This is a genomic window from Mycobacterium spongiae (assembly GCF_018278905.1).
Lineage (GTDB): Bacteria > Actinomycetota > Actinomycetes > Mycobacteriales > Mycobacteriaceae > Mycobacterium > Mycobacterium spongiae.
The window spans coordinates 1,631,983-1,653,098 of the sequence record NZ_CP046600.1 but is presented as its reverse complement, the minus strand read 5'-3'; the positions used below and the strand labels follow the sequence as shown (position 1 = coordinate 1,653,098).

The following is a 21,116-nucleotide window of genomic DNA, read 5'->3' as shown; positions in this document are numbered from 1 at the left end:
CATTGAGCTTTCGGTTGTCATCGAGCTTTCGGTTGTCACTGAGCTTTCGGTTGTCATCGAGCCGCTCTGCGCGAGGCATTCGGCCCCCTTACGTCTTCAAGGTAGCGAAAACCCCGCGCCCGCGACGACCTCGCCGCGAGCTGCGGATGCCAGCCGCAGACCAGTAGCCTTTTCCTGGGACCAACCGGGCGACGCACCTGAGATCGCGCCGAAGATCGGAGCTGTGCAATGAAACCCCGACACACGCGCCACTACTTCCCCTATCGCTACGATCTACGGCTGGCACCACTGTGGCTACCGTTTCGGTGGCCGGGCAACCAAGGCGTGACATTGACCGAAGACGGACACTTCATCGCCCGCTACGGACCCTTTCGCGCCGAAGCGCCACTAGCCACCATTTCCGACGCACACATCACCGGGCCGTACCGATGGTGGACTGCCGTCGGCCCGAGGCTGTCGTTCGTCGATGACGGACTGACGTTCGGCACCAACGCACTCGCCGGAGTCTGTATCCATTTCGAGCCACGGATCCCTCGTGTCCTAGGCCTGCGCGATCACTCCGCCCTGACCGTCACCGTCGCGGACACCGAAGGGCTCCTCGCGGCGCTGCAACACCGGGCATAGGTCACCACAAGAGCGGTGTCACTGGCCAGTTCGCACGGGATCAGTGCTCGGCGACATCCAATTCGACCTGGAAACGACGCATCGCGGTGACAAGCGCGGCGAGCACTCGTTGCGCGGCCGCGAGGTCGGCGTCGGTCAGGTCGCTCAAGGCGGTATGGGTGTGCACCCCTAACGGGTTGAAGAACGCGCGGGCGGTGTCGAGACCGGTTTCGGCGTAGCGTAGGACGACTTTGCGCCGGTCGTTGGGGTGCGAGTCGCGTCGGATGTGACCCGAGTCGATAAGGCGGTCCACCATGTAGGTGATGGCGGCACCGGTCAGGCCCATCCGGTGGCTGAGATCGCCGGCCGTGACCGGCTGCCCGGCGGTTTCGGCGACATAGATGTGCAGCAACGCGCGGAAGTCGGTGGGCCGCACGTCGTGTGATGCCGCGAAAAGCCGGCCGATCTGGTCGGATTCGGCCGATAACCGACGCACGTCCGCCGCGATCGACAATTCCAGTTGAGCGCGTGTCCAGGTCTGCTCATCAGCGTTCATACCCGCGTCCATCATATGCCGTCTGGCTTTTAGTTTCACTTGCTCAATAATTAACTCACTGAAGTAATATGGTTTTGTGACGTGGGAATCACTCGCCGCCGCCGTCACGGACCGGCGGTCGCGGCTGCGGGGATGGGGCCCGGGCTTGGGCTTCGTCCTGCTGGCGACCGCCTTGATGGTGCTGATCGGAGGAAACGCCGACGCAGGTCAGGCACCGCAATCAGTTCCCACAGATTCGGAGTCAGCGAAGGTCGAAGCGCTGGACCGCCAGTTCCCGGGTGGCGACCAGGCCCCGCTGATCCTGGTGGTCACCCGAACCGACGGCGCGACGCTGGACCGGGCAGACATCCAGGCCGCCGTGGATGCCAGTCACCGGATGCGGGCGGTCGCCCACCCCGGAACCGACCCGCCGGCCACGCCGCCCATGGTGTCGGCCGACGGCCAGGCGGCCATCGGGGTGGTGCCGATCAACGCCGACTTGTCGGGTCTGGACCTCAACGACGCCGTAGCCGCACTGCGCTCGGCCGCCACCGCCGGCCTGCCGGGCGGCCTCGAAGCGCATGTGACCGGCGGACCCGCGTTCGGCGCCGACATCGCCAACGCATTCACCGGAGCCAACATCACCCTCTTGGCGGTGACAGCGTCGGTCGTGGCCCTGTTGCTGATCGCCACCTACCGCTCCCCGGTGCTGTGGTTGGTGCCCCTGCTCGTGATTGGATTCGCCGATCGGGTTGCGTCCTCCGTCGGCACCGCGGTGGCGACGCTGACCGGCCTCAGCTTCGATGGTTCCACCGCAGGAATCACCAGTGTGCTGGTGTTCGGCGCGGGAACCAACTATGCGCTGCTGCTGATTTCGCGGTACCGCCAAGAACTTCGGCGACACCGTCACCATCGTGAAGCGCTGCGGCGCGCGGTGCGCATGGCCGGACCGACGATCGTCGCCAGCAACGCCACCGTCGTGCTGGCGCTGCTCACCCTGATTTTCGCCGCAACACCGAGCACCCGCAGCCTGGGCGCGCTGGCAGCGTGTGCGCTGGTCGTCGCGGCAGCGTCAGTGCTCTTGGTGCTGCCGCCGCTGCTGGCGATGTGTGGCCGGCGGTTGTTCTGGCCGTTCATCCCGCAGCCGAATGACGGCGCCGACCTCGATTCGGGACTGTGGCATGGGGTCGCCGAACGGGTGGCCCGTCGACCGGCGTTGGTCGCGGTAGTCACGATTGGGCTTCTCGCAGGGCTGGCGACCGGGTTGCTGGGCACCCGAATCGGTTTGTCGCAGACCGAACAGTTCCGCGTCAAGGCAGATTCGGTGTCCGGGTTCGACATTCTCGCCCAGCATTTTCCGGCCGGCCTCGCCAGCCCGACGCAGGTCATCGCCCCCACTGCGCAGGCGCCACAAGTTCAGCGAGCGATCACCGCGACTCCCGGAGTGATCTCGGCGCCACCAACAGGAACGTCGACCACCGGGCTGACGAAGTGGTCGGTGGTGATCGACGCCGCGCCGTCATCGGATCAAGCGTTTAATACCGTTGCAGCACTGCGCAAGTCAACCACGATGGCGGCGCCCGAAGCGCTGGTCGGTGGGGCGGACGCCCAGGCGCTCGACGTTCGCGACGCGGCCGCGCATGACCGGGTGGTGCTCATTCCGGCGATCCTGGCCGTCATCCTGGGCGTCCTATATGTGCTCCTCAGGTCCGCGCTAGCGCCGCTAATCCTGCTGGCCACAACGATCCTCGGCGCGCTCGCAGCACTTGGCCTGGGCGGCTGGGCCAGCATCCACCTATTCGGCTTTCCAGCGCTGGACAACAGCACCCCGCTGTTCGCTTTCCTGTTTCTGGCCGCACTCGGGGTGGATTACACCATCTTCCTGGTCACCCGGGCTCGAGAAGAGACGGCGTGCGATGGCGCCCGCAGCACGTCTGCGGGCATGATCCGCGCGGTGTCGGCCACCGGCGGCGTGATCACCAGCGCCGGAGTGGTTTTGGCCGCCGTATTCTGTGTGCTGGGCGTGCTACCGCTGATCGTGCTCACCCAGCTGGGCATCATCGTCGGCCTGGGCATCTTGCTCGACACCTTTGTGGTGCGCACTCTGGTGATCCCGGCCTTGTTCACCCTGATCGGCGATCGCATCTGGTGGCCGAGCGAACCCAAACCGGTTGAGGGCCAACAACTCACCAAAGGAGGATCCGATGAATAGGTCGACATTGGCGGCGACCACGACAGCCGTAGCGGCGGCATCCAGCAGCGGTATCTTTGCCAATCCACAATCCAACCAGGACTGGTATTCGCAGCTGCGCAAGCCGCCCTACCAACCGCCCAACGCGGCGTTCCCCGTGGCCTGGACCGCCCTCTACGGAGACATTGCCACGACGTCCGCGGTGGCCATCGACCGGTTTCGCGTCACGGGACAGCGCGACAAGGCGCGCCGCTACATCGCCGCGTTGAGTCTCAACCTGCTACTCAACGCGGGCTGGAGCTGGCTGTTCTTCCGCTACCACAAGCTGGGAGCATCGGCGCTGGGCGCGGCGGCGTTGACGGCCAGCAGCGCCGACCTGGCCCGACGGACCGCGGACGCCGATCGGCGCGCCGGATGGGCACTGCTCCCCTACCCCCTGTGGTGCGCGTTTGCCACCGCGCTCGCCACCCACATCTGGCGGCTCAATCGCTGAGCGCCAACAATGCCCGCATTGCTGTGGTTTCGTCGCGACCTGCGGTTGCGCGATCATCCCGCCTTGGCGGCTGCGGCGGCCAGCGACGAGGTGCTGGCCTGCTTTGTCTACGATCCACGGCTGGTCGAGTCCGCGGGCGTGCGACGGCTGCAGTTCTTGGCCAACTCGCTGCGCGAACTGCGAGACAGCCTCGATGGCCGGCTCCTGGTGACCCACGGGGCACCCGAAGCACGGATTCCCCGGATCGCCCGGGAGGTCGGCGCGTCGTCGGTGCACATCTCCGAAGACTTCGCGCCGTTCGGACGGCGCCGCGACGAACGCGTAGCCGCAGCGCTGGATTCGGTGCCGCTGGTGCCAACGGGGTCTCCCTATCTGGCCTCGCCAGGTCGTGTCACCAAAGACGGCGGGGTCCCCTACAAGGTGTTCACGCCGTTCTATCGCAGATGGTGCGATAGGCCCTGGCGGGCACCGGCGGCATCCAACGCCGATTCAGCACGCTGGCTCGATCCGACGCAGGTGGCTGTCGAGCAATGCGAGATCCCCGACCCCGGCGCCACACTCGACCTCGCTGCCGGGGAAGCCGCGGCGCTCTCGCAATGGGCAGCGTTCGTCGACAGCGGGCTGGGCCGCTATGCGGTCGATCGCGACAGACCAGACCTCGCGGGCACCAGCCGGATGTCGGCGCACCTGAAGTTCGGCACGATCCACCCCAGAACCATGGTCGCCAGCCTCGACCGAAGCGACGTCGGAGCGCAAAGCTACCTGCGGGAGTTGGCATTCCGGGATTTCTACGCTGCGGTGCTACACCACTGGCCGGACAGCGCCTGGCGCAACTGGAACCGTGACTTCGACCGGATCCAGACCGATACCGGTGCGGACGCACAACGCCTCTTCGAGTGCTGGAAGGCCGGTGAAACCGGGTTCCCGGTGGTCGATGCCGGGATGCGGCAACTTCGTCAGACCGGATTCATGCACAACCGCGTGCGGATGATCGCCGCATCGTTCTTGGTCAAAGACCTCCATCTGCCATGGCAGTGGGGGGCGCGCTGGTTCCTCGATCAACTCGTCGACGGCGACCTGGCCAGTAATCAGCATGGGTGGCAGTGGTGCGCGGGATCGGGCACCGACGCCGCGCCCTACTTCCGGGTGTTCAACCCGATCAAGCAGGGCGAAAAGTTCGACCCCAGTGGGGATTACATTCGCCGCTGGGTTCCTGAACTCGCCGCTGCCGACGATGTCCATCGGCCCACCGGAAATCTGCCGCAGGGATATCCGGCACCCATCGTCGACCACAATTGCGAGCGCATCGAAGCATTGCGCCGCTACCGACTCGCCGTTTCAGAACCTGGTCAGCATAGAATCATCAGCTAATTCACAGTTGTCGATGTCAGGGAGGCCAGATGACTCACTCGATGGTTAGGACGTTGTTGGTCTCGGGCGCTGCCGCTGGCCTGGTGGCTAGTGCCACAGCGTGTTCGTTTTCGATCGGATCAGCGAACTCGGTGAGCAAGTCCGACGTCGAAAAACAGATCACCGAGAAGATGACAGACGCCGCCGGCGACGAACCTGACTCGGTGACCTGCCCCACTGACCTACCGGCAACGGTCGGAGCCGAGATCAACTGCGAGATGATGGTCAACGACCGAAGCTTTGACGTCAACGTCACCGTCACCGCCATCGAAGGAAAAAACGTGAAGTTCGACATGGTGGAGACGGTCGGCAAAGACCAAGTCGCCGCCATCATCAGCAACAGGCTCTATCAACAGGTCGGTGAGCGCCCCGACTCGGTGACATGCCCCGAAAACTTGAAAGGCGTCGAGGGCGCGACACTGCGGTGCGAACTCCACGACGGCAGCAAGATATACGGCATCTCGGTCATCGTCGGCAGCGTGGACGGCGGCGATGTCAACTTCGATTTCAAGGTCGACGACCACCCCAAACCGAACTAGGCCGCATCCGGCTAGCTCTAGTGGGTCGCCTTTTTGCGTTCGATGTCGGCTAGCGCTGCAGCGAGTTCCGCGCGCTGGGCGGCCGAGGTCTCCCAGGACACCTGCCGATTCTTGATCACCTTGGCCGGAGCGCCGACCGCGATCGAATAGTCGGGGATGACGCCGCGCACCACCGCATGCGAACCCAGCACGCAGCCCCGCCCAATCGAGGTGCCACGCAGCACCGACACCTTCACTCCGACCCACGTGTCCGGTCCGATCCGCACCGGGCTCTTGACGATGCCCTGGTCCTTGATCGGCAGCGTGATGTCGTCCATCCGGTGGTCGAAGTCGCAGATGTAGCACCAATCAGCCATCAGCATCGAGTCGCCGAGCTCGATGTCGAGGTAGCAGTTGATGACGTTGTCCCGGCCGAGCACCACCTTGTCGCCGAACCGGAGCGAACCTTCATGAGCCCGGATCGTGTTCTTGTCGCCAATGTGCACCCAGCGACCGATCTCGAGCTGCGCCAGCTCCGGGGTGGAGTGAATTTCCACACCCTTGCCCAGAAATACCATGCCGCGGGTGATGATGTGAGGGTTGGCCAGCTTGAACTTGAGCAGGCGCCAGTACCGCACCAAGTACCACGGCGTGTAGGCACGGTTGGCCAGCACCCATCTCAGCGAGGCCACCGTGAGGAACTTGGCCTGGCGCGGATCGCGCAATCGCGATCCGCGCCACCGGCGATGGAGCGGAGCGCCCCACATGGTCGTCATGGCCCGCCAGCCTAGCCTGCCACCGAGCCTGCCGATGACGGGTTACCCTCACCTGTACTCAATCGCTGCTGGTGCCGTACGGCCCGACTCGCCGATGACCGACCCGCGTAGCGGAAGGATTTGGGAACCTGCGAAGAAATCAGGTGCTAGCGCGACGTTTTCTGGCTCCAGTTTTCGCTGCTGTGGTGACGTTCGGACTCAACGGTTGCGCAAACACGGACTCCTGGGTTGACGCCGCACCCGCGCAAGGTTGGCCCGCGCCGTACGGCGACGCCGCCAACAGCAGCTATACGACAACCACCGGTGCCACCGAACTCACGCTGCAGTGGACACGTTCGGTCAAAGGGACCTTGGCGGCTGGACCGGCCCTGAGTTCGCGCGGTTACCTCGCACTCAACGCGCAGACCCCAGCCGGCTGTTCGCTCATGGAGTGGGAAAGCAACGACAATGGCCGGCAGCGTTGGTGTGTGCGGCTGGCCCAGGGCGGCGGCTTTGCCGGCCCGTTGTTCGACGGCTTCGACAACCTCTACGTCGGCCAGCCAGGAGCGATCCTCTCGTTCCCGCCCACCCAGTGGACGCGCTGGCGGCAACCTGTGATCGGGATGCCGTCCACCCCGCGCTTTGTGGGTCACGGCCACCTGCTGGTGAGCACCCACCTAGGGCAGGTGCTCGTGTTCGACACCCGCCGCGGCCGGGTGATCGGCAGTCCGATAGACCTGGTGGACGGTGTCGATCCCACCGACGCGACGCGTGGGCTGGCCGATTGCGCACCGGCGCGGCCGGGTTGCCCGGTCGCCGCCGCGCCGGCGTTCTCGAGCGTCAACGGGATCGTCGTGATCGGCGTGTGGGAACCCGACGCGCCGGCCGCCGCACTGGTCGGACTGAAGTACAAGTCCAACGAGCTCGTCCGGGAGTGGACCAGCGACGCTGTTGGGGCCGGCGTCCTGGGCAGCCCGGTCCTGTCCGCGGACGGTTCGACCGTCTATGTCAACGGCCGCGACCAACGGCTGTGGGCGCTCACCACCGCGGACGGGAAAGCCAAATGGTCGGTGCCGCTGGGTTTCCTGGCCCAGACGCCGCCCGCGGTCACCCCTGCGGGCCTGATCGTGTCCGGCGGTGGACCCGACACGCGGCTGGCCGCGTTTGTCGATGCCGGCGATCACGCCGACCAGGCCTGGCGGCGCGACGACCTCACTGCCCTATCCAGCTCGAGTCTGGCCGGCGCTGATGTTGGCTACACCGTGGTCAGCGGTCCACCCCATGCGGGAGCGCCCGGTCTGTCGTTGTTGATCTTCGATCCGGCCGACGGCCACACGATCCATAGCTATCCGCTACCCGAAGCGACGGGATATCCGGTCGGTGTGTCGGTCGGCAAGGATCGCCGGGTGACCACCGCCACCAGCGACGGCCAGGTCTACAGCTTCGCACCGTCGCCATCGTGACCGGATAACGCCGCGGCGATCCAGTCGCTGACTGGCCCGGCGTGCTAACCGCGGTCGCCGTCGATAGCCAGCGGCGGGATGTCGGTACGCGGTACCCGGGCTTGGCGCGCACCGGCGAAGAACGGCAGCAGCTCCCCCTCGGCGAAGTAAAAGATGACGTCGCTGTCGGTGATGGCGAAGTTCTCGTAGTGGGCCGGATCAAGGCCGGTCGACGGCAATATGGTGATGCCCAGCCCGGTCTGCCGCTCCAGGTCCCGCTGGACGATGGGGAAGATGGCGTCCAATGGCTTTGGCTGCCCAGTGCTGGGTGCGAACAGCGTGTCGAACGTGATGGGCCGTTTGCCTGCGAGGTCGTAGTTGAAGGCCTGGTACCACGTGAACGGGCGCGCCCCACCCAGGTCCTGAAAGAACTTGAGCACCACGCTCCGGGTGCCCTCAGGCGGCTGGCCCGAGCTGTACTGTTCGCTGGTCGCTTCCATTTGGTAGGGCTGGTCGCGCCCCGGGGAACCCTTCGCGACGTTGACGAACCCGTCCCGGTTCTGCGTGACGTAGTCGGTCAGCGCCTGTTGGTCCGGATAGTCGACGGGGAATCTCATGTCGAGCGTGTACTTCGCGCCGGAGTCGTGCAGGTGACAGATTTGGGCACCCTCGATCGTTCCGCCGAGGCTGGAGCACGACGGCGGCTCGGCGGCCGCCGGCCAGCCCACCAAGAGGGCAGGAATCAGCAGTGCCGCCGCTATCAGATAGCGCATTGTCGAATCGTCCTCGCAGACCAAAACCTCGCGCGACCAAAAGCCAGTCGCTTCAGCTGACCGCCGCAAGCGTACCGGGCACTAGTAAGAAGGACGGCACACATACGCCGCCGCGCGCCCGGAGGCGTCGCGACCGACGCGGGTGATGATCACCGACAGTGGCCGGTTCCCCCGCGGCCGTAGTCGTCGACGCAGCGCGTCCGGATCGACCTGAACACCACGGACCAAGATTTCCAGGGCGCCGCAGTCCAGCGCAGACAGCGCCGCACGCAGCCGACGCTCGTCGAACGTCAGCTGCTCGAGCACTTCGAATCCGCGCACTGCCGGTGGCAGTCGATCGCCCGACAGATAGGCGATGTCCGGATCGAGCTGCCACAGCCCATGCCGGGCACCGTAGTGACGGACCAAGCCGGCGCGAACGACTGCGCCGTCGGGGTCGACGATCCATCGCCCCGCGGGCCCCACGGGGCAGTCACTCGGTTCGGCGTCGCTGATCTCTTCGCCGGTATCGAGGATGCTGGCTCGCCGGCGCACTCCGGGCTGGGCCAATCCCGCCGACCACAAGCAGGCCTCCCGGACGGAGCCGCGGTATGAGGTCACCTCGATCTCGCCGTCGAAACCGAATCGGTTGAGTTGGTCGAAAACGATTCCGGGAGCGCACTTGACGGCCAGATCTCGGCCGCGGTAGCAATCGAGCACCGCGCCCAGGCCGGGCGTGTAGTCACCCGGGCTGAACCGGCGCCGCCCACCGCGGCGACGCGCCGGGTCGATGAGGACGACCGTTTCTCGGGTCACCGGGCGCAACGCGTCGGCACGACACAGGAATGCCGTCGTGCCCACGTTGTGCCGCGCCATGGCCAATCGGACCGGGTCGGTGTCACTGCCCACCGCTGGCACGGACAGCTCACGCAGCGCGGCTAGCTCAGTACCGATGGAGCAGGTCGCGTCGTGAACGACGCGAGCGCCAGCGGCGAGCCGTTTGGCCCGGTGCAACGCAACGGGCGCCGCGGTGGCTTGTTGCAACGCTTCGTCGGTGAACAGCCACTGGGATACCCCAACGCTGGGCCCACCCAGCGCGCCCAGCTTCACGGCCGCCCGACGGCGTAGCAGCGTTGTCTCCACCAGGACCGGGGCCAGACTGCCGTACCGGGCGCGCACCGCGGCGATGTCGGCAAGGCGTGAGCTGGCTGTCAGCTCGAATTCTGCGACCGCTGCGAGCGCCGCGGCACCCCTTTCCGACCGCAGGTAGCTGACGTCGTCGACGGTGAAGGCAAAGCCGGTGCCGTCACCGCTCAGGACGGCTTGACCCCCGTGATCATGACATTGTAGAACCAGCTCTTCGGCACCACGTGACGCCATACGTTGGCGTCGCCCCAGCCGAGTGTCTTCCAGCTGGTAAACGCGAACTTTGCCCAGGTCCAGCCCAGCCGTTCGGTCGGCACCGCGCACTCCAATGTGCGCATCGGCCAGCCCAGCATCGCTGCGGTGAACTCCTCGCTGGCGGTCTGGACTTCGCTGGCCCCGGCGTCGGTGGCCATCCGCTCGAGATCCTGTGGTGTGAAGGTGTGCAGATCGACCAGGGCCTCGAGCGCCGCTAGCCGCGAGGATTCATCCAGCTCGCCCTGGGGCCGGCGCCAGCCACGCAAGCCGGGCAGCTTGGTGACGTTGGTGACCACACGCCAGGTCAGGGTGGACAGGGTGCGAGCGTAGCCGTCGCCGACGGTGGTCGGCTCACCGGCGAACACAAACCGGCCCCCGGGGCGCAGGACCCGCAGTACCTCGCGCAGCGACTGCTCGACGTCGGGAATGTGGTGCAAGACGGCGTGTCCGACCACGAGGTCGAAGGTGTTGTCGTCGTAGGGGATGCCCTCGGCATCGGCGACGCGCCCGTCGATGTCGAGCCCCAACGACGTCCCGTTGCGGCTGGCGACCTTGACCATGCCGGGTGATAGATCGGTGACCGACCCGCGCCGGGCGACTCCGGCCTGGATCAGGTTGAGCAGGAAGAACCCGGTTCCGCAGCCTAGTTCCAGAGCCCGGTCGTAGGGCAGCTCGCGGATAACGTTGGCGGGCACGATGGCATCGAACCGGCCTCGGGCGTAGTCAACGCAGCGCTGATCGTACGAGATCGACCACTTGTCGTCGTAGCTCTCGGCCTCCCAGTCGTGGTAGAGCACTTGGGCGAGCTTGCTGTCGTGGCGGGCCGCTTCGACTTGCTCCGCGGTTGGATGGTGCGTCGAAGCCGGTGCCGCTGAGTCCGCGGGGATGTTCGTACTCCTCGTCATGAAGGGCAGCCTAACCGTCGCCCAGCCCACCGCTGGCAGCAGCTCTATCGGCAGCTGCGTGACCAGCGGTGAACACCTCGCGATAGCGACGGCGTTGCGCGGCGTGGCGCTCAGCCGGTCCCAGGTCGCAGACATCATTGATTGCGGCCTTGGCCGCGGCAAGCGCACCCGGCGGGCCATCGAGGAAGCGCCGCGCCCACGCGGCGGCGGCGTCGTACACCTGGTCGGGCGCCACCATCTCCTCGATCAGCCCCAGCTGGAGGGCCTCTTCGGCGTCGAAGAAGCGCCCGCTGAACACCAGCTCCTTGGCTCTGCCCGCGCCTACGACACGGGTGAGCCGCGCCATGCCGTCCCCGCCCGGGATCAGGCCGGCCAGGATCTCCGTCGCGCCGAACTTCACGTTGTCGCCGCCGACGCGCCAGTCCGCGGCCATGGCCAGCGTGAGGCCGGCGCCCAGCGCGTATCCGGTGATCGCAGCCACGGTCGGCTTCGGGATCGCCGCGACGGCATCGAGGGCCTCGCGTCGAGCCCGGTCCGCGGTGTCCGCCTCGGGCGCGGTCAGTGTCCGCAACTCGGGCATGTCGTCGCCCGCGGAGAAGATCTCGCGGCCACCGAACAGAATTACCGCGGCGACGTCGTCACGGTGGCCCAGCTCGGTGGCCGCCGCGGCGATCTCGCGGTAGACCTGACGAGTCATCGCGTTGGTCGGCGGTCGCGAGAGGAGCAGCATCGCGAGACCGGCATCCTGGGAGCCGTCGCTGACCACGACGCTGACGAACTCGCTCACAGAGGCCCTTGTCCTGGCCATCCGGTGGATCCGCCGGAGAGTCGGGCCTGGTTGTAGCGGTCGGAATCGAAGAATTCGATCTCCCAGTTGTCACCCTTTTGCGCTAGATGCGGCTGCACCGGAACGATCTGGCGCTCCACGGCCAGCACATCGGCGACGCTATGACCGGCCAGCGCATCCAGCTGCGTCCACGTCGGCGGCAACAGAAAACTGCGGCCGGCCGCGAAGTCGTCAATCGCGTCCTGCGGCAACGCCCAGTCCGCACGATCGGACTCGGTGTTCTCACCGTCGGCACGCTGTCCCTCCGGGAGCGCTCCCACGAAGAAATAGGTGTCGTAACGGCGGGTGAGCTCGGCCTCGGGGGTGACCCAGTTAGCCCATGGCCGCAGCAGATCAGATCTCAGCACCAGGTTTTCCCGTCGCAGGAAATCCGCGAACGACAACGAACGGTCGGCTAACGCTAGCCGGGCGTCGCCATATACCGAGGCATCGCCAACGATGCCGTCTGGATCGTCAACCGGCCCGGCGAACAGCACCCCCGATTCCTCGAACGTTTCGCGGGCCGCCGCGCAAACCAGCGCCTCCGCCAGGTCGGTTTCGATGCCGAACCGCTGCGCCCACCACCGTGGCGGTGGGCCGGCCCAGGCCCGCAACCCGCCCAAGTCGGCGTTGCGGTCGCGGTCGTCCACGCCGCCACCGGGAAACACCATTACCCCGGCCGCGAAATCCATCGCCGAGTGTCTTCGCATCAGGAACACAGACAGGCCGGGCGCCGTGTCTGCCGAGTCGCGGATCAACATGACCGTCGCCGCCGGTCTCGGGGTCAGGGGGGGCTTTGCAGGGGGCTTTGACGGCTCACGGGGTGAATTCATGGCTGCCTCCGGTGGGCCGCGCGAGTGCGAATCCGACGGGCGAAGTATCTCCCATCAACGACGTCCACCGCGATCCGCTGCCCGAAGGCGGCGGACAAATTCTCGCCGTTAAGCACGTCGGGCAACAAACCCGACGCGACCACCTGGGCCTCGGACATCAACATGGCGTGGCTAAAGCCCGGCGGAATCTCCTCCACGTGGTGGGTGACCAGCACCAGCGCGGGCGCGTCCGGGTCGGCGGCGAGGTCGGCCAGCCGGGCTACCAGCTCCTCGCGGCCGCCCAGGTCCAGGCCGGCGGCCGGTTCATCGAGCAACAGCAGTTCCGGATCGGTCATCAGAGCGCGAGCGATCAAGACCCGCTTGCGCTCGCCTTCTGACAGCGTGCCGTAGGAACGGTCGAGGAGATGCTCAGCACCCAAGCTCTCCAGCATGTCGGTCGCGCGGCGGTAGTCGACCTCCTCGTAGCGCTCCCGCCACCGTCCCAGCACCGCGTAGCCGGCCGAGACGACCAGGTCGCCGACGAGTTCGTCGTCGGGCACCCGCTGCGCCAGCGCCGAGGAACTCAGCCCGATCCGGGCGCGCAGCTCCGAAACGTCGACTCGACCGAGCCGTTCACCAAGTACATAGGCGATGCCCGCCGACGGATGCTCGGCCGCCGCGGCAATGCGCAACAGCGACGTCTTACCGGCACCGTTGGGGCCGATGATGACCCACCGTTCGTCGAGCTCGACCGCCCAGTCCAGCGGCCCAACCAGGGTGCGCCCATTGCGGCGCAGCGAAACGGTCCGGAAATCGATCAGCAAATCGGGATCGGCCGCGTCGCTTCCAGTTTCGGGCACCCGCCCATCGTGCCGTACCGCCAGGCTGTGACGGCTGCCGGGTCACCCGTCGCGCGCCCTATTCCGGTGGGATCTCAACGCGACGGACCCCGCAGTCGCCGGCGTCGGCCGCTTCGATTTCCCCACGGGTCACCCCTAACAGGAACAACACCGTGTCCAGGTACGGATGACTCAGCGACGCGTCGGCAACCTCACGCAACGCCGGCTTGGCGTTGAACGCGACTCCCAGACCCGCCGCACTCAACATGTCGATATCGTTCGCACCGTCGCCGACCGCGACGGTTTGCTCCATCGGCACCCCGTACTGGTCGGCGAAGTCCCGAAGCGCCTTGGCCTTGCCCGGCCGATCCACGATCGGTCCGACAACCCGCCCGGTGAGAATGCCGTCGACGATTTCCAGCTCGTTGGCGGCGACATAGTCCAGCATCAATTCGCGAGCCAGGGGTTCGATGATCCGCTGAAAACCGCCGGAGACCACTCCGCATCGAAAACCCAAGCGGCGCAACGTGCGTATCGTGGTCCGGGCGCCGGGCATGAGTTCGAGCTGCGCGGCGACGTCGTCGATCACCGTGGCAGGCAAGCCAGCCAAGGTGGCCACCCGCTGCTGCAGCGACTGGGCAAAATCCAGCTCTCCGCGCATCGCGGCCTCGGTGATCGCCGCGACAGTTCCCTGGGCGCCCGCTCGGGCAGCCAGCATCTCGATGACCTCACCCTGCACCAGCGTCGAGTCGACGTCGAACACGATGAGTCGTTTGGTACGCCACGCTAGGCCGTAGTCTTCGACGGCCACATCGACATGCTGGTCGCCAGCTACCTTCGTCAAAGCGGTCTGCAGCGCACCACCGGCACCGGGCGGCACGCAGACCCGCAGCTCCAGGCCGGTGACCGGGTAGTCGGAGATACCCCGAATGAAATCGATGTTCACACCCAGGGCGGCCACCTCGCGGGCCACCGCGCCGAACGCACGGGCGGTGATGGGCCGGCCCAGCACAAAAATGGTGTGGGTCGATGGTTCCCGGACGACCGGCAGATCGTCGCTGCGCTGGATGGTGACCTCAAGACCGAAGTCGTGGATGGCGGCCTCGACATCATCCCGCAGCGCCGCAGGGTCAGCAACGGTCGGAGCACCAGACACCAGCACGCCGAGGGTCAGCCTGCCGCGAATGACCACCTGTTCGACGTTGAGCAGCTCGACACTGTGGCGCGACAGCACCTCGAAGAGCGCGGACGTGACACCTGGCTGATCCACTCCGGTGACGGTGATCAGCGCCGTCGTTTTAGGCGGTGTGCTCACCGGCAGGTGCCGCCCAACCGGGAGGGCCGCATCAGCTCGCAGTGAGCTCTGCAGGTTCTTCGTGATGGCGCCCGATGTGAGCTTCCGCGCGAAGTCGCTCCACCATGTGGGGATAGTGCAATTCGAACGCCGGACGCTCCGAGCGGATGCGGGGCAGCTCGGTGAAGTTGTGCCGCGGCGGCGGGCAACTGGTCGCCCACTCCAGCGAGTTGCCATAGCCCCAGGGGTCGTCGACGGTAACCACTTCGCCGTACCGCCAACTCTTGAACACGTTCCACATGAACGGAATCATCGACACACCCAGAGTGAAGGCTCCAATGGTGGAAACGGTGTTGAGCGCCGTGAAGCCGTCACTAGGCAGGTAGTCGGCGTAGCGGCGCGGCATGCCCTCGTCGCCCAGCCAGTGCTGCACCAAGAACGTGGTGTGAAAACCGATCATCGTCAACCAGAAGTGCAGCTTGCCCAGCCGCTCGTCCAGTAACCGGCCGGTCATCTTCGGGAACCAGAAGTAGACCCCGGCGAACGAGGCGAACACGATGGTGCCGAACAGCACGTAGTGGAAGTGCGCGACTACGAAGTAGCTATCCGTGACGTGGAAGTCCAGCGGCGGGCTGGCCAGCAATACACCCGTCAAACCGCCCAGCAAGAAGGTGATCAAGAAGCCCACCGAAAACAGCATGGGCGTCTCAAAGGTCAACTGGCCCTTCCACATGGTGCCTATCCAGTTGAAGAACTTGATCCCGGTCGGCACCGCGATCAAGAACGTCATGAAGGAAAAGAACGGAAGGAGAATCGCACCCGTCGCGTACATGTGGTGCGCCCACACCGCAACAGACAGCGCCGCGATCGACAACGTCGCGTAGACCAGCGTGGTGTAACCGAAGAGCGGCTTGCGGGAAAACACCGGGAAGATCTCGGACACGATCCCGAAGAACGGCAGCGCCAGGATGTAGACCTCGGGATGGCCGAAGAACCAGAACAGGTGCTGCCACAACAAGACACCACCGTTGGCCGCGTCATAGACATGCGCCCCGAGGTGCCGGTCGGCGGCTAGACCGAACATCGCCGCGGTGAGCAATGGGAACGCGAGCAACACCAGGATGGATGCCACCAGGATGTTCCAGGTGAAGATCGGCATCCGGAACATCGTCATCCCGGGTGCCCGCATGCACACCACCGTGGTGATCATGTTGACCGCGCCCAGGATGGTCCCGAGACCGCCCACCGCGATGGCCAGGATCCAGAGGTCCCCGCCCACGCCGGGTGAGTGGATCGCGTCGCTCAGCGGGGTGTAGGCGGTCCAGCCGAAGTCGGCGGCCCCGCCCGGCGTAATGAAGCCGGCCGTCCCAATTGTGGCCCCGAAGAGGAACAACCAGAAAGAAAGGGCGTTCAGCCGCGGGAACGCCACGTCGGGAGCACCGATCTGCAGCGGCAACACCAGATTCGCGAAGCCGAACACGATCGGGGTCGCGTAGAACAGCAGCATGGCGGTGCCATGCATGGTGAACAACTGGTTGTACTGCTCATTGGACAGGAACTGCAGGCCCGGCGCGGCCAATTCGGCCCGCATCAGCAGCGCCATCAGACCGCCAATGAAAAAGAACATGAAGCAGGCGACGCAGTACATGATGCCGATCATCTTGTGATCGGTCGTGGTGAGCAGCCGGTAGACAAAGTTGCCTTTGGGACCGGTGCGCGCCGGGTACGGACGAATGGCCTCGAGTTCTGCCACGGGGGGCGCTTCGGCTGTCAACAGCTCCTCCAAACATCCAACCGGATAGGGGCCCTAGCACTACTGACACGAATCTTAGCCCGCCAGCGGGCCGGCGGTAGGTCTGGTCCTACAAACTGTCGTAATTGGTCGCGGGCAAGCTCATCGGTGGCCGCGAGCCAACGTGTGAAGACGAGTCCGAACTGGTCAGTGTTACCGTCGAACGCGTGCTCTTCGGCGGGAAGCGACCGGTTTCGCCTACCCCGCAAGCCGCGACCGCCATGCTGGCGACCGCGCAGGTGGCGCTGCTAGTCACATGCAGCGGGTGCGGGTCACGTCCAGGTACGGCGGCATCACCGACCCTGTCGGTGATCACCTCCACCACCCAGATCGCCGGCGCCGGGGTGCTGGGCAACGATCGAAAACCGGATAGGTCATGCGCGCCCGAGCCCGCGGTCGACGATCCGGGGCCGCCAACCCGGCCGGTGCACAACGCGGCGGGAGTCGATCCCGATGTGGCCGAGGTACCGGCCGACCCGCAGCGCATCGTGGCGCTCTCCGGGGATCAGCTCGATGGGCTGTGCGCACTGGGCCTGCAATCCCGTGTCGTCGCCGCGGCCTTGCCGGACGATTCCTCGAGTCAGCCTGCTTACCTCGGCGAGGCGGTACACGACGTGCCCGGTGCGGGCACCCGCAGTTCTCCTGACCTCGAGGCCATCGCCGCGGCCCACCCGGATCTGATCCTGGGTTCAGCGGCGTTGACGCCGACGTTGTATTCGCAGCTGGCGGCCATCGCTCCGACGGTGTTCACCGGGGCGCCGGGGGCAGCCTGGGAGGACAATCTGCGTAGCGTCGGCGCCGCGACAGCCCGCAGCGCCGCCGCCGAGGACCTGATCGCGGGATTTGTCCAGCGCGCCCGAGATGTCGGGACGAGGCACGACGCAACCCACTTCCAGGCGTCGGTCGTGCAGCTGACTACCGACACCATGCGGATATACGGGGCCAAGAACTTCCCTGCCAGCGTGCTCAAGGCGGTCGGGGTGGACCGGCCGGCGGCGCAGCGGTTCACCGACAAGGCGTACATCGAGTTCGGCACCACCGACTCCGACCTCGCCCAGAACCCGGACTTTTCCGCGGCTGACGCCGACATCGTCTACGTCTCGTGCGCGTCTGCGGCGGCTGCCAAGCGCGCGGCCGTCGTCTTGGACAGCGCTCCGTGGCGGGAGCTGTCGGCCAATCGCGACAACCGAGTCTTCGTCGTCAACGACGAGATCTGGCAGACTGGCGAGGGCCTAGTCGCGGCCCGGGGCATCGTCGATGATCTGCGCTGGGTGAACGCCCCGATCAACTAGTTCGAACGTGGCGCTAGGCTTACGGCAGAAGCCACAGCTAAAAAGTTACCCAAACAAACGAAGAAGGTTGCTATGAGCACTGTTGCCGCATACGCCGCCACTTCGGCGAACGAACCGCTGACCAAGACCACGATCACCCGCCGCGAGCCGGGCCCGGGCGACGTGTCGATCGACATTAAGTTCGCCGGAATCTGTCACTCGGACATCCACACCGTCAAAGCTGAGTGGGGGCAACCGAATTACCCCGTGGTCCCCGGCCACGAAATCGCAGGCGTGGTGACCGCAGTGGGCTCGGCGGTGACCAAGTACAAAGAAGGCGACCGCGTCGGCGTGGGCTGTTTCGTCGATTCCTGCCGGGATTGCAGCAGCTGTGCGCGCGGGATCGAGCAGTACTGCAAACCGGGCGCCAACTTCACCTACAACTCGATCGGCAAAGACGGCCAGCCGACGCAGGGGGGCTACAGCAAAGCGATCGTCGTCGACGAGAACTACGTCATGCGCATCCCCGACTCGCTGCCGCTGGATGCGGCGGCCCCGCTGCTCTGCGCCGGAATCACCCTCTACTCGCCGCTGCGGCACTGGAATGCCGGGCCCGCCAAGCGGATCGCCGTGATCGGCCTCGGCGGGCTCGGGCACATGGGCGTCAAGCTCGGCGCGGCGATGGGTGCGGAGGTGACGGTGCTGTCGCAGTCGCTCAAGAAGATGGAGGACGGCCTGCGCTTGGGCGCCAGCAATTACTACGCCACCGCCGATCCCGACACCTTCCGCAAGCTGCGGGGCAGCTTCGACCTGATCCTCAACACCGTGTCGGCGAACCTGGACCTGGGCAAGTACCTGAACCTGCTGGACGTCGACGGAACGATGGTCGAACTGGGGATACCGGAGCACCCAATGGAGGTGCCGGCGTTCGCGCTGGCGCTGATGCGCCGCAGTCTTTCGGGGTCCAATATCGGCGGCATCGCCGAGACGCAAGAGATGCTGGATTTCTGCGCGGAACACGGCGTGCAGCCCGAAATCGAGCTCATCGAACCGGATTACATCAACGAAGCCTACGAGCGCGTACTCGCCAGTGACGTGCGCTACCGCTTCGTCATCGACACCTCACTCCTCTGAGGCCGCAGGCCTATCACCACCGGGTTCAGCATCGTTGATCTCGACACCGGCCAGCGGCCATCCCGCGGCGGCCAGGGTTGCCGCTACCCGTTGGATGTTCTCCGGTCCGGCGTCGTGGTGGGTCACGTCGGCGATGAACTCGGCGATCTCGTCGCGGTTGATCACGCCGTCGGCGAGGGCCGGCGATCCATTCTCGGTGAGGTGGCATACCACCTCCCGGACCTGCTCCTCGGTCAATGGGGTGCCGCGCAGGAGCGACAGCAGCGCCACCCGGTCCGGCCCCGGGACTCCCTCGGGGTAGCCAACTTGAAGCCAGTGCAGCACCGAGCGGAGGAAGTGGTGGTGATGGTGGTGGGAGGGGGAGGCTTTCGTCACGCCACCAGTCTCATGCCAGGTGCCTGGCCGGCGCCACCCCGGCTTCATCCGATCCCCACTGTTCATAGGTCGTTCATGGCCTGAACACATGGCCAGAGCGCGTAGCCTGACGCCCATCCATACGGACAGCGCCAACGAATACCAACTATGCCCAGCCATTCCCGCAGGCTTCAGAACCAGGCAGCAGCGATCGGTCTCCTTGCCGTAGCTGCCGCGCTGGGCGCTGGCCATTTCGTTGCTGGCCTGTTGCTGACTCCAAGCTCGTCGCCGTTCGTTGCGGTAGCCGACACCGCTATCGACCTCACACCCGCCGCGGTCAAAGAATTCGCGATCGAGCGGTTCGGGACGAACGACAAACGAGCCCTCCTGGTGGGTATGGCCGTGGTACTCGCCGTGGCCGGGGCGGCGATCGGATTGATGTCGCGCCGCCGTCGCTGGCCGGGCCTGGCAGCGGTCGGCGTACTTGGCGCGGTCGGCGTTGCGGCCGTGCTTTCGCAGTCGGGACCCATTGTTGGCCTGCTCGCGCCCGCCACGTCGGTATTGGTTGGCATGGCAGTGTTCTGGTGGTTGCACCAGTGGGCGTCACCCCAATCGCCGCACAGCGAGGGGGAAGCGGCTACTGCCTCGCAGGGCAGCCCCCCTGTCGAGCGGCGGCGGTTTCTGCTGGGCTCGTTGGCGACTGGCGTGGCTGCGGCCCTGGCCGCTCTCGGCGGTGTCGCATTGTTCCGACGCGTCGATGTCGAAGAGTCGCGTCGCGGGATCGGCGCTCTGGTCCCCACGAAGCCCGCGCCGCGAATTCCGCCGAACGCGGCGTTTCCCGAGTTGGGCACGCCCACGTTCATCACGCCCAGCCCCGACTTCTATCGCGTCGACATCAACATTGCGGTGCCACGGGTTCGGGCCGACGACGCCGTGCTGCGCATCACCGGGATGGTGGATCAGGTAGTGGAATTCACGTTCGATGAGATCCGTCGCATGCCCCTGGTCGAGAAGACAATCACGATGGCGTGCGTATCGAATCCCGTGGGCGGCCCCTATGTGTCAACGTCCAATTTTCTTGGTGTGCCATTGATGGATCTGCTGGAGAAGGCCGGCGTGCAGCCGGGCGCTACCCAGGTGGTGGGGCATTCGGTTGACGGATTCACCCTGGGCACTCCGCTGCAGATGATCCGCGACGCTGGCGACGACGCGCTCCTGGTCATCGGAATGAACCGGGAGCCGCTCCTGCCCGCGCACGGTTTCCCCATGCGCACGGTGGTTGCCGGGTTGTACGGCTACGTCAGCGCGACCAAATGGGTCAAGGAACTGGAGCTCGCAACCTACGACGTGCAGCCCTACTGGGTCGCGCGCGGCTGGGACGGCAAGCCTCCCGGCCTGGCACCGATCAAGATCGCGTCGCGAATCGACGCGCCGGAGTCGTTCCAGCGGGTGTCCGCAGGACGTGTCACGATAGCGGGCACTGCCTGGGCGCCGGGCCGCGGAATTTCCAGGGTCGACGTCCGAATCGACGATGGCGGATGGGAACCGGCCGAATTGTCCGCTGAGGTGAATCCGAATACGTGGCGGATGTTCCGGCTAACCAAGCAGGTCCCCGACGGCCAGCACACAGTGACGTGTCGCGCCGTCGATGGCGCCGGCGTCATGCAGGCCGAAGAGCGGCTCGCTGCGCTGACCCCGGGCCCGACGCCCGACGGGGCTACCGGCTGGCACTCGATCGTCTTCAGTGTCGGCTCGTGATTGCAGCCGCCCAAGGGTTTCGGTTCTAGAG

20 protein-coding genes are annotated in these 21,116 nt (G+C 66.0%); 9 read left to right on the top strand and 11 right to left on the bottom strand.

All coding sequences use genetic code 11. From position 1 onward, the window contains the following. Positions 1–228: 228 nt before the first annotated feature. Positions 229–624 (top strand): hypothetical protein, encoded by a 396-nt coding sequence (locus F6B93_RS06755; RefSeq protein ID WP_211698399.1) that lies wholly within the window; start codon positions 229–231, stop codon positions 622–624. A gap of 40 nt (positions 625–664) precedes the next feature. Here the strand turns inward: F6B93_RS06755 and F6B93_RS06750 are convergent, their stop codons facing one another. Beyond that, positions 665–1,159, bottom strand: a complete 495-nt coding sequence (locus F6B93_RS06750) for a MarR family winged helix-turn-helix transcriptional regulator (protein WP_425518531.1) — start codon at positions 1,157–1,159, stop codon at positions 665–667. 76 nt (positions 1,160–1,235) lie between these two features. On the opposite strand from F6B93_RS06750, the gene F6B93_RS06745 reads away from it, so the two are divergent. From F6B93_RS06745 to F6B93_RS06730, 4 genes are read left to right on the top strand one after another with little or no spacing between them, the layout of a single operon-like run. Next, a complete protein-coding gene (locus tag F6B93_RS06745; protein ID WP_211698398.1) occupies positions 1,236–3,350 on the top strand; it encodes an MMPL family transporter in 2,115 nt (704 codons plus the stop codon). After that, positions 3,343–3,822, top strand: a complete 480-nt coding sequence (locus F6B93_RS06740) for a TspO/MBR family protein (protein WP_211698397.1) — start codon at positions 3,343–3,345, stop codon at positions 3,820–3,822. The genes F6B93_RS06745 and F6B93_RS06740 overlap by 8 nt, the downstream gene beginning before the upstream one ends. A gap of 9 nt (positions 3,823–3,831) precedes the next feature. Further along, positions 3,832–5,193: a cryptochrome/photolyase family protein gene (locus F6B93_RS06735; protein WP_211698396.1), complete on the top strand. Its 1,362-nt coding sequence runs from the start codon at positions 3,832–3,834 to the stop codon at positions 5,191–5,193. A gap of 29 nt (positions 5,194–5,222) precedes the next feature. After that, on the top strand, positions 5,223–5,771 hold the full coding sequence (locus F6B93_RS06730; RefSeq protein WP_211698395.1) for an anti-apoptotic protein: 549 nt from the start codon (positions 5,223–5,225) through the stop codon (positions 5,769–5,771). 17 nt (positions 5,772–5,788) lie between these two features. On the opposite strand, the gene F6B93_RS06725 is transcribed toward F6B93_RS06730, so the two are convergent. Then, positions 5,789–6,526 (bottom strand): acyltransferase, encoded by a 738-nt coding sequence (locus F6B93_RS06725; RefSeq protein WP_211698394.1) that lies wholly within the window; start codon positions 6,524–6,526, stop codon positions 5,789–5,791. Positions 6,527–6,669: 143 nt separating this feature from the next. Here F6B93_RS06725 and F6B93_RS06720 point away from each other — a divergent pair, with 143 nt between their 5' ends. Next, complete coding sequence (locus F6B93_RS06720; protein ID WP_211698393.1) at positions 6,670–7,968, top strand: outer membrane protein assembly factor BamB; 1,299 nt, start codon at positions 6,670–6,672, stop codon at positions 7,966–7,968. A gap of 44 nt (positions 7,969–8,012) precedes the next feature. Here the strand turns inward: F6B93_RS06720 and F6B93_RS06715 are convergent, their stop codons facing one another. The 8 genes from F6B93_RS06715 to ctaD form a co-directional block, all read right to left on the bottom strand. Next, complete coding sequence (locus tag F6B93_RS06715) at positions 8,013–8,720, bottom strand: esterase (RefSeq protein WP_211698392.1); 708 nt, start codon at positions 8,718–8,720, stop codon at positions 8,013–8,015. Positions 8,721–8,801: 81 nt separating this feature from the next. Then, positions 8,802–10,079 carry a THUMP-like domain-containing protein gene (locus F6B93_RS06710; RefSeq protein WP_211698391.1) on the bottom strand — a complete coding sequence of 426 codons (1,278 nt, stop codon included), beginning with the start codon at positions 10,077–10,079 and terminating at the stop codon, positions 8,802–8,804. Further along, positions 10,013–11,005, bottom strand: coding sequence for a class I SAM-dependent methyltransferase (locus F6B93_RS06705; RefSeq protein ID WP_211698390.1), 993 nt, complete (start codon positions 11,003–11,005; stop codon positions 10,013–10,015). Before F6B93_RS06705 ends, F6B93_RS06710 begins: the two co-directional genes overlap by 67 nt. Positions 11,006–11,015: 10 nt before the next feature. After that, positions 11,016–11,792: an enoyl-CoA hydratase gene (locus F6B93_RS06700; RefSeq protein WP_211698389.1), complete on the bottom strand. Its 777-nt coding sequence runs from the start codon at positions 11,790–11,792 to the stop codon at positions 11,016–11,018. Then, on the bottom strand, positions 11,789–12,664 hold the full coding sequence (locus F6B93_RS06695) for an NUDIX hydrolase (RefSeq protein ID WP_211698388.1): 876 nt from the start codon (positions 12,662–12,664) through the stop codon (positions 11,789–11,791). Before F6B93_RS06695 ends, F6B93_RS06700 begins: the two co-directional genes overlap by 4 nt. Continuing rightward, positions 12,661–13,527 (bottom strand): ABC transporter ATP-binding protein, encoded by an 867-nt coding sequence (locus tag F6B93_RS06690; RefSeq protein ID WP_246541101.1) that lies wholly within the window; start codon positions 13,525–13,527, stop codon positions 12,661–12,663. The genes F6B93_RS06695 and F6B93_RS06690 overlap by 4 nt, the downstream gene beginning before the upstream one ends. 34 nt (positions 13,528–13,561) lie before the next feature. Continuing rightward, on the bottom strand, positions 13,562–14,797 hold the full coding sequence (gene serB / locus F6B93_RS06685) for a phosphoserine phosphatase SerB (protein ID WP_211698386.1): 1,236 nt from the start codon (positions 14,795–14,797) through the stop codon (positions 13,562–13,564). A gap of 31 nt (positions 14,798–14,828) precedes the next feature. Continuing rightward, a complete protein-coding gene (ctaD, locus tag F6B93_RS06680) occupies positions 14,829–16,550 on the bottom strand; it encodes an aa3-type cytochrome oxidase subunit I (RefSeq protein WP_211698385.1) in 1,722 nt (573 codons plus the stop codon). 239 nt (positions 16,551–16,789) lie between these two features. Here ctaD and F6B93_RS06675 point away from each other — a divergent pair, with 239 nt between their 5' ends. After that, positions 16,790–17,860: an iron-siderophore ABC transporter substrate-binding protein gene (locus F6B93_RS06675; RefSeq protein WP_211699319.1), complete on the top strand. Its 1,071-nt coding sequence runs from the start codon at positions 16,790–16,792 to the stop codon at positions 17,858–17,860. 72 nt (positions 17,861–17,932) lie between these two features. Next, complete coding sequence (locus F6B93_RS06670) at positions 17,933–18,973, top strand: NAD(P)-dependent alcohol dehydrogenase (RefSeq protein ID WP_211698384.1); 1,041 nt, start codon at positions 17,933–17,935, stop codon at positions 18,971–18,973. On the opposite strand, the gene F6B93_RS06665 is transcribed toward F6B93_RS06670, so the two are convergent. After that, positions 18,962–19,348, bottom strand: a complete 387-nt coding sequence (locus F6B93_RS06665; protein WP_281426141.1) for a DUF3349 domain-containing protein — start codon at positions 19,346–19,348, stop codon at positions 18,962–18,964. The genes F6B93_RS06670 and F6B93_RS06665 overlap by 12 nt on opposite strands. A 147-nt stretch (positions 19,349–19,495) precedes the next feature. On the opposite strand from F6B93_RS06665, the gene F6B93_RS06660 reads away from it, so the two are divergent. Then, entirely contained in the window at positions 19,496–21,085 is a 1,590-nt protein-coding gene (locus F6B93_RS06660; protein WP_211698383.1) for a molybdopterin-dependent oxidoreductase, read from the top strand. Positions 21,086–21,116 lie beyond the last annotated feature (31 nt).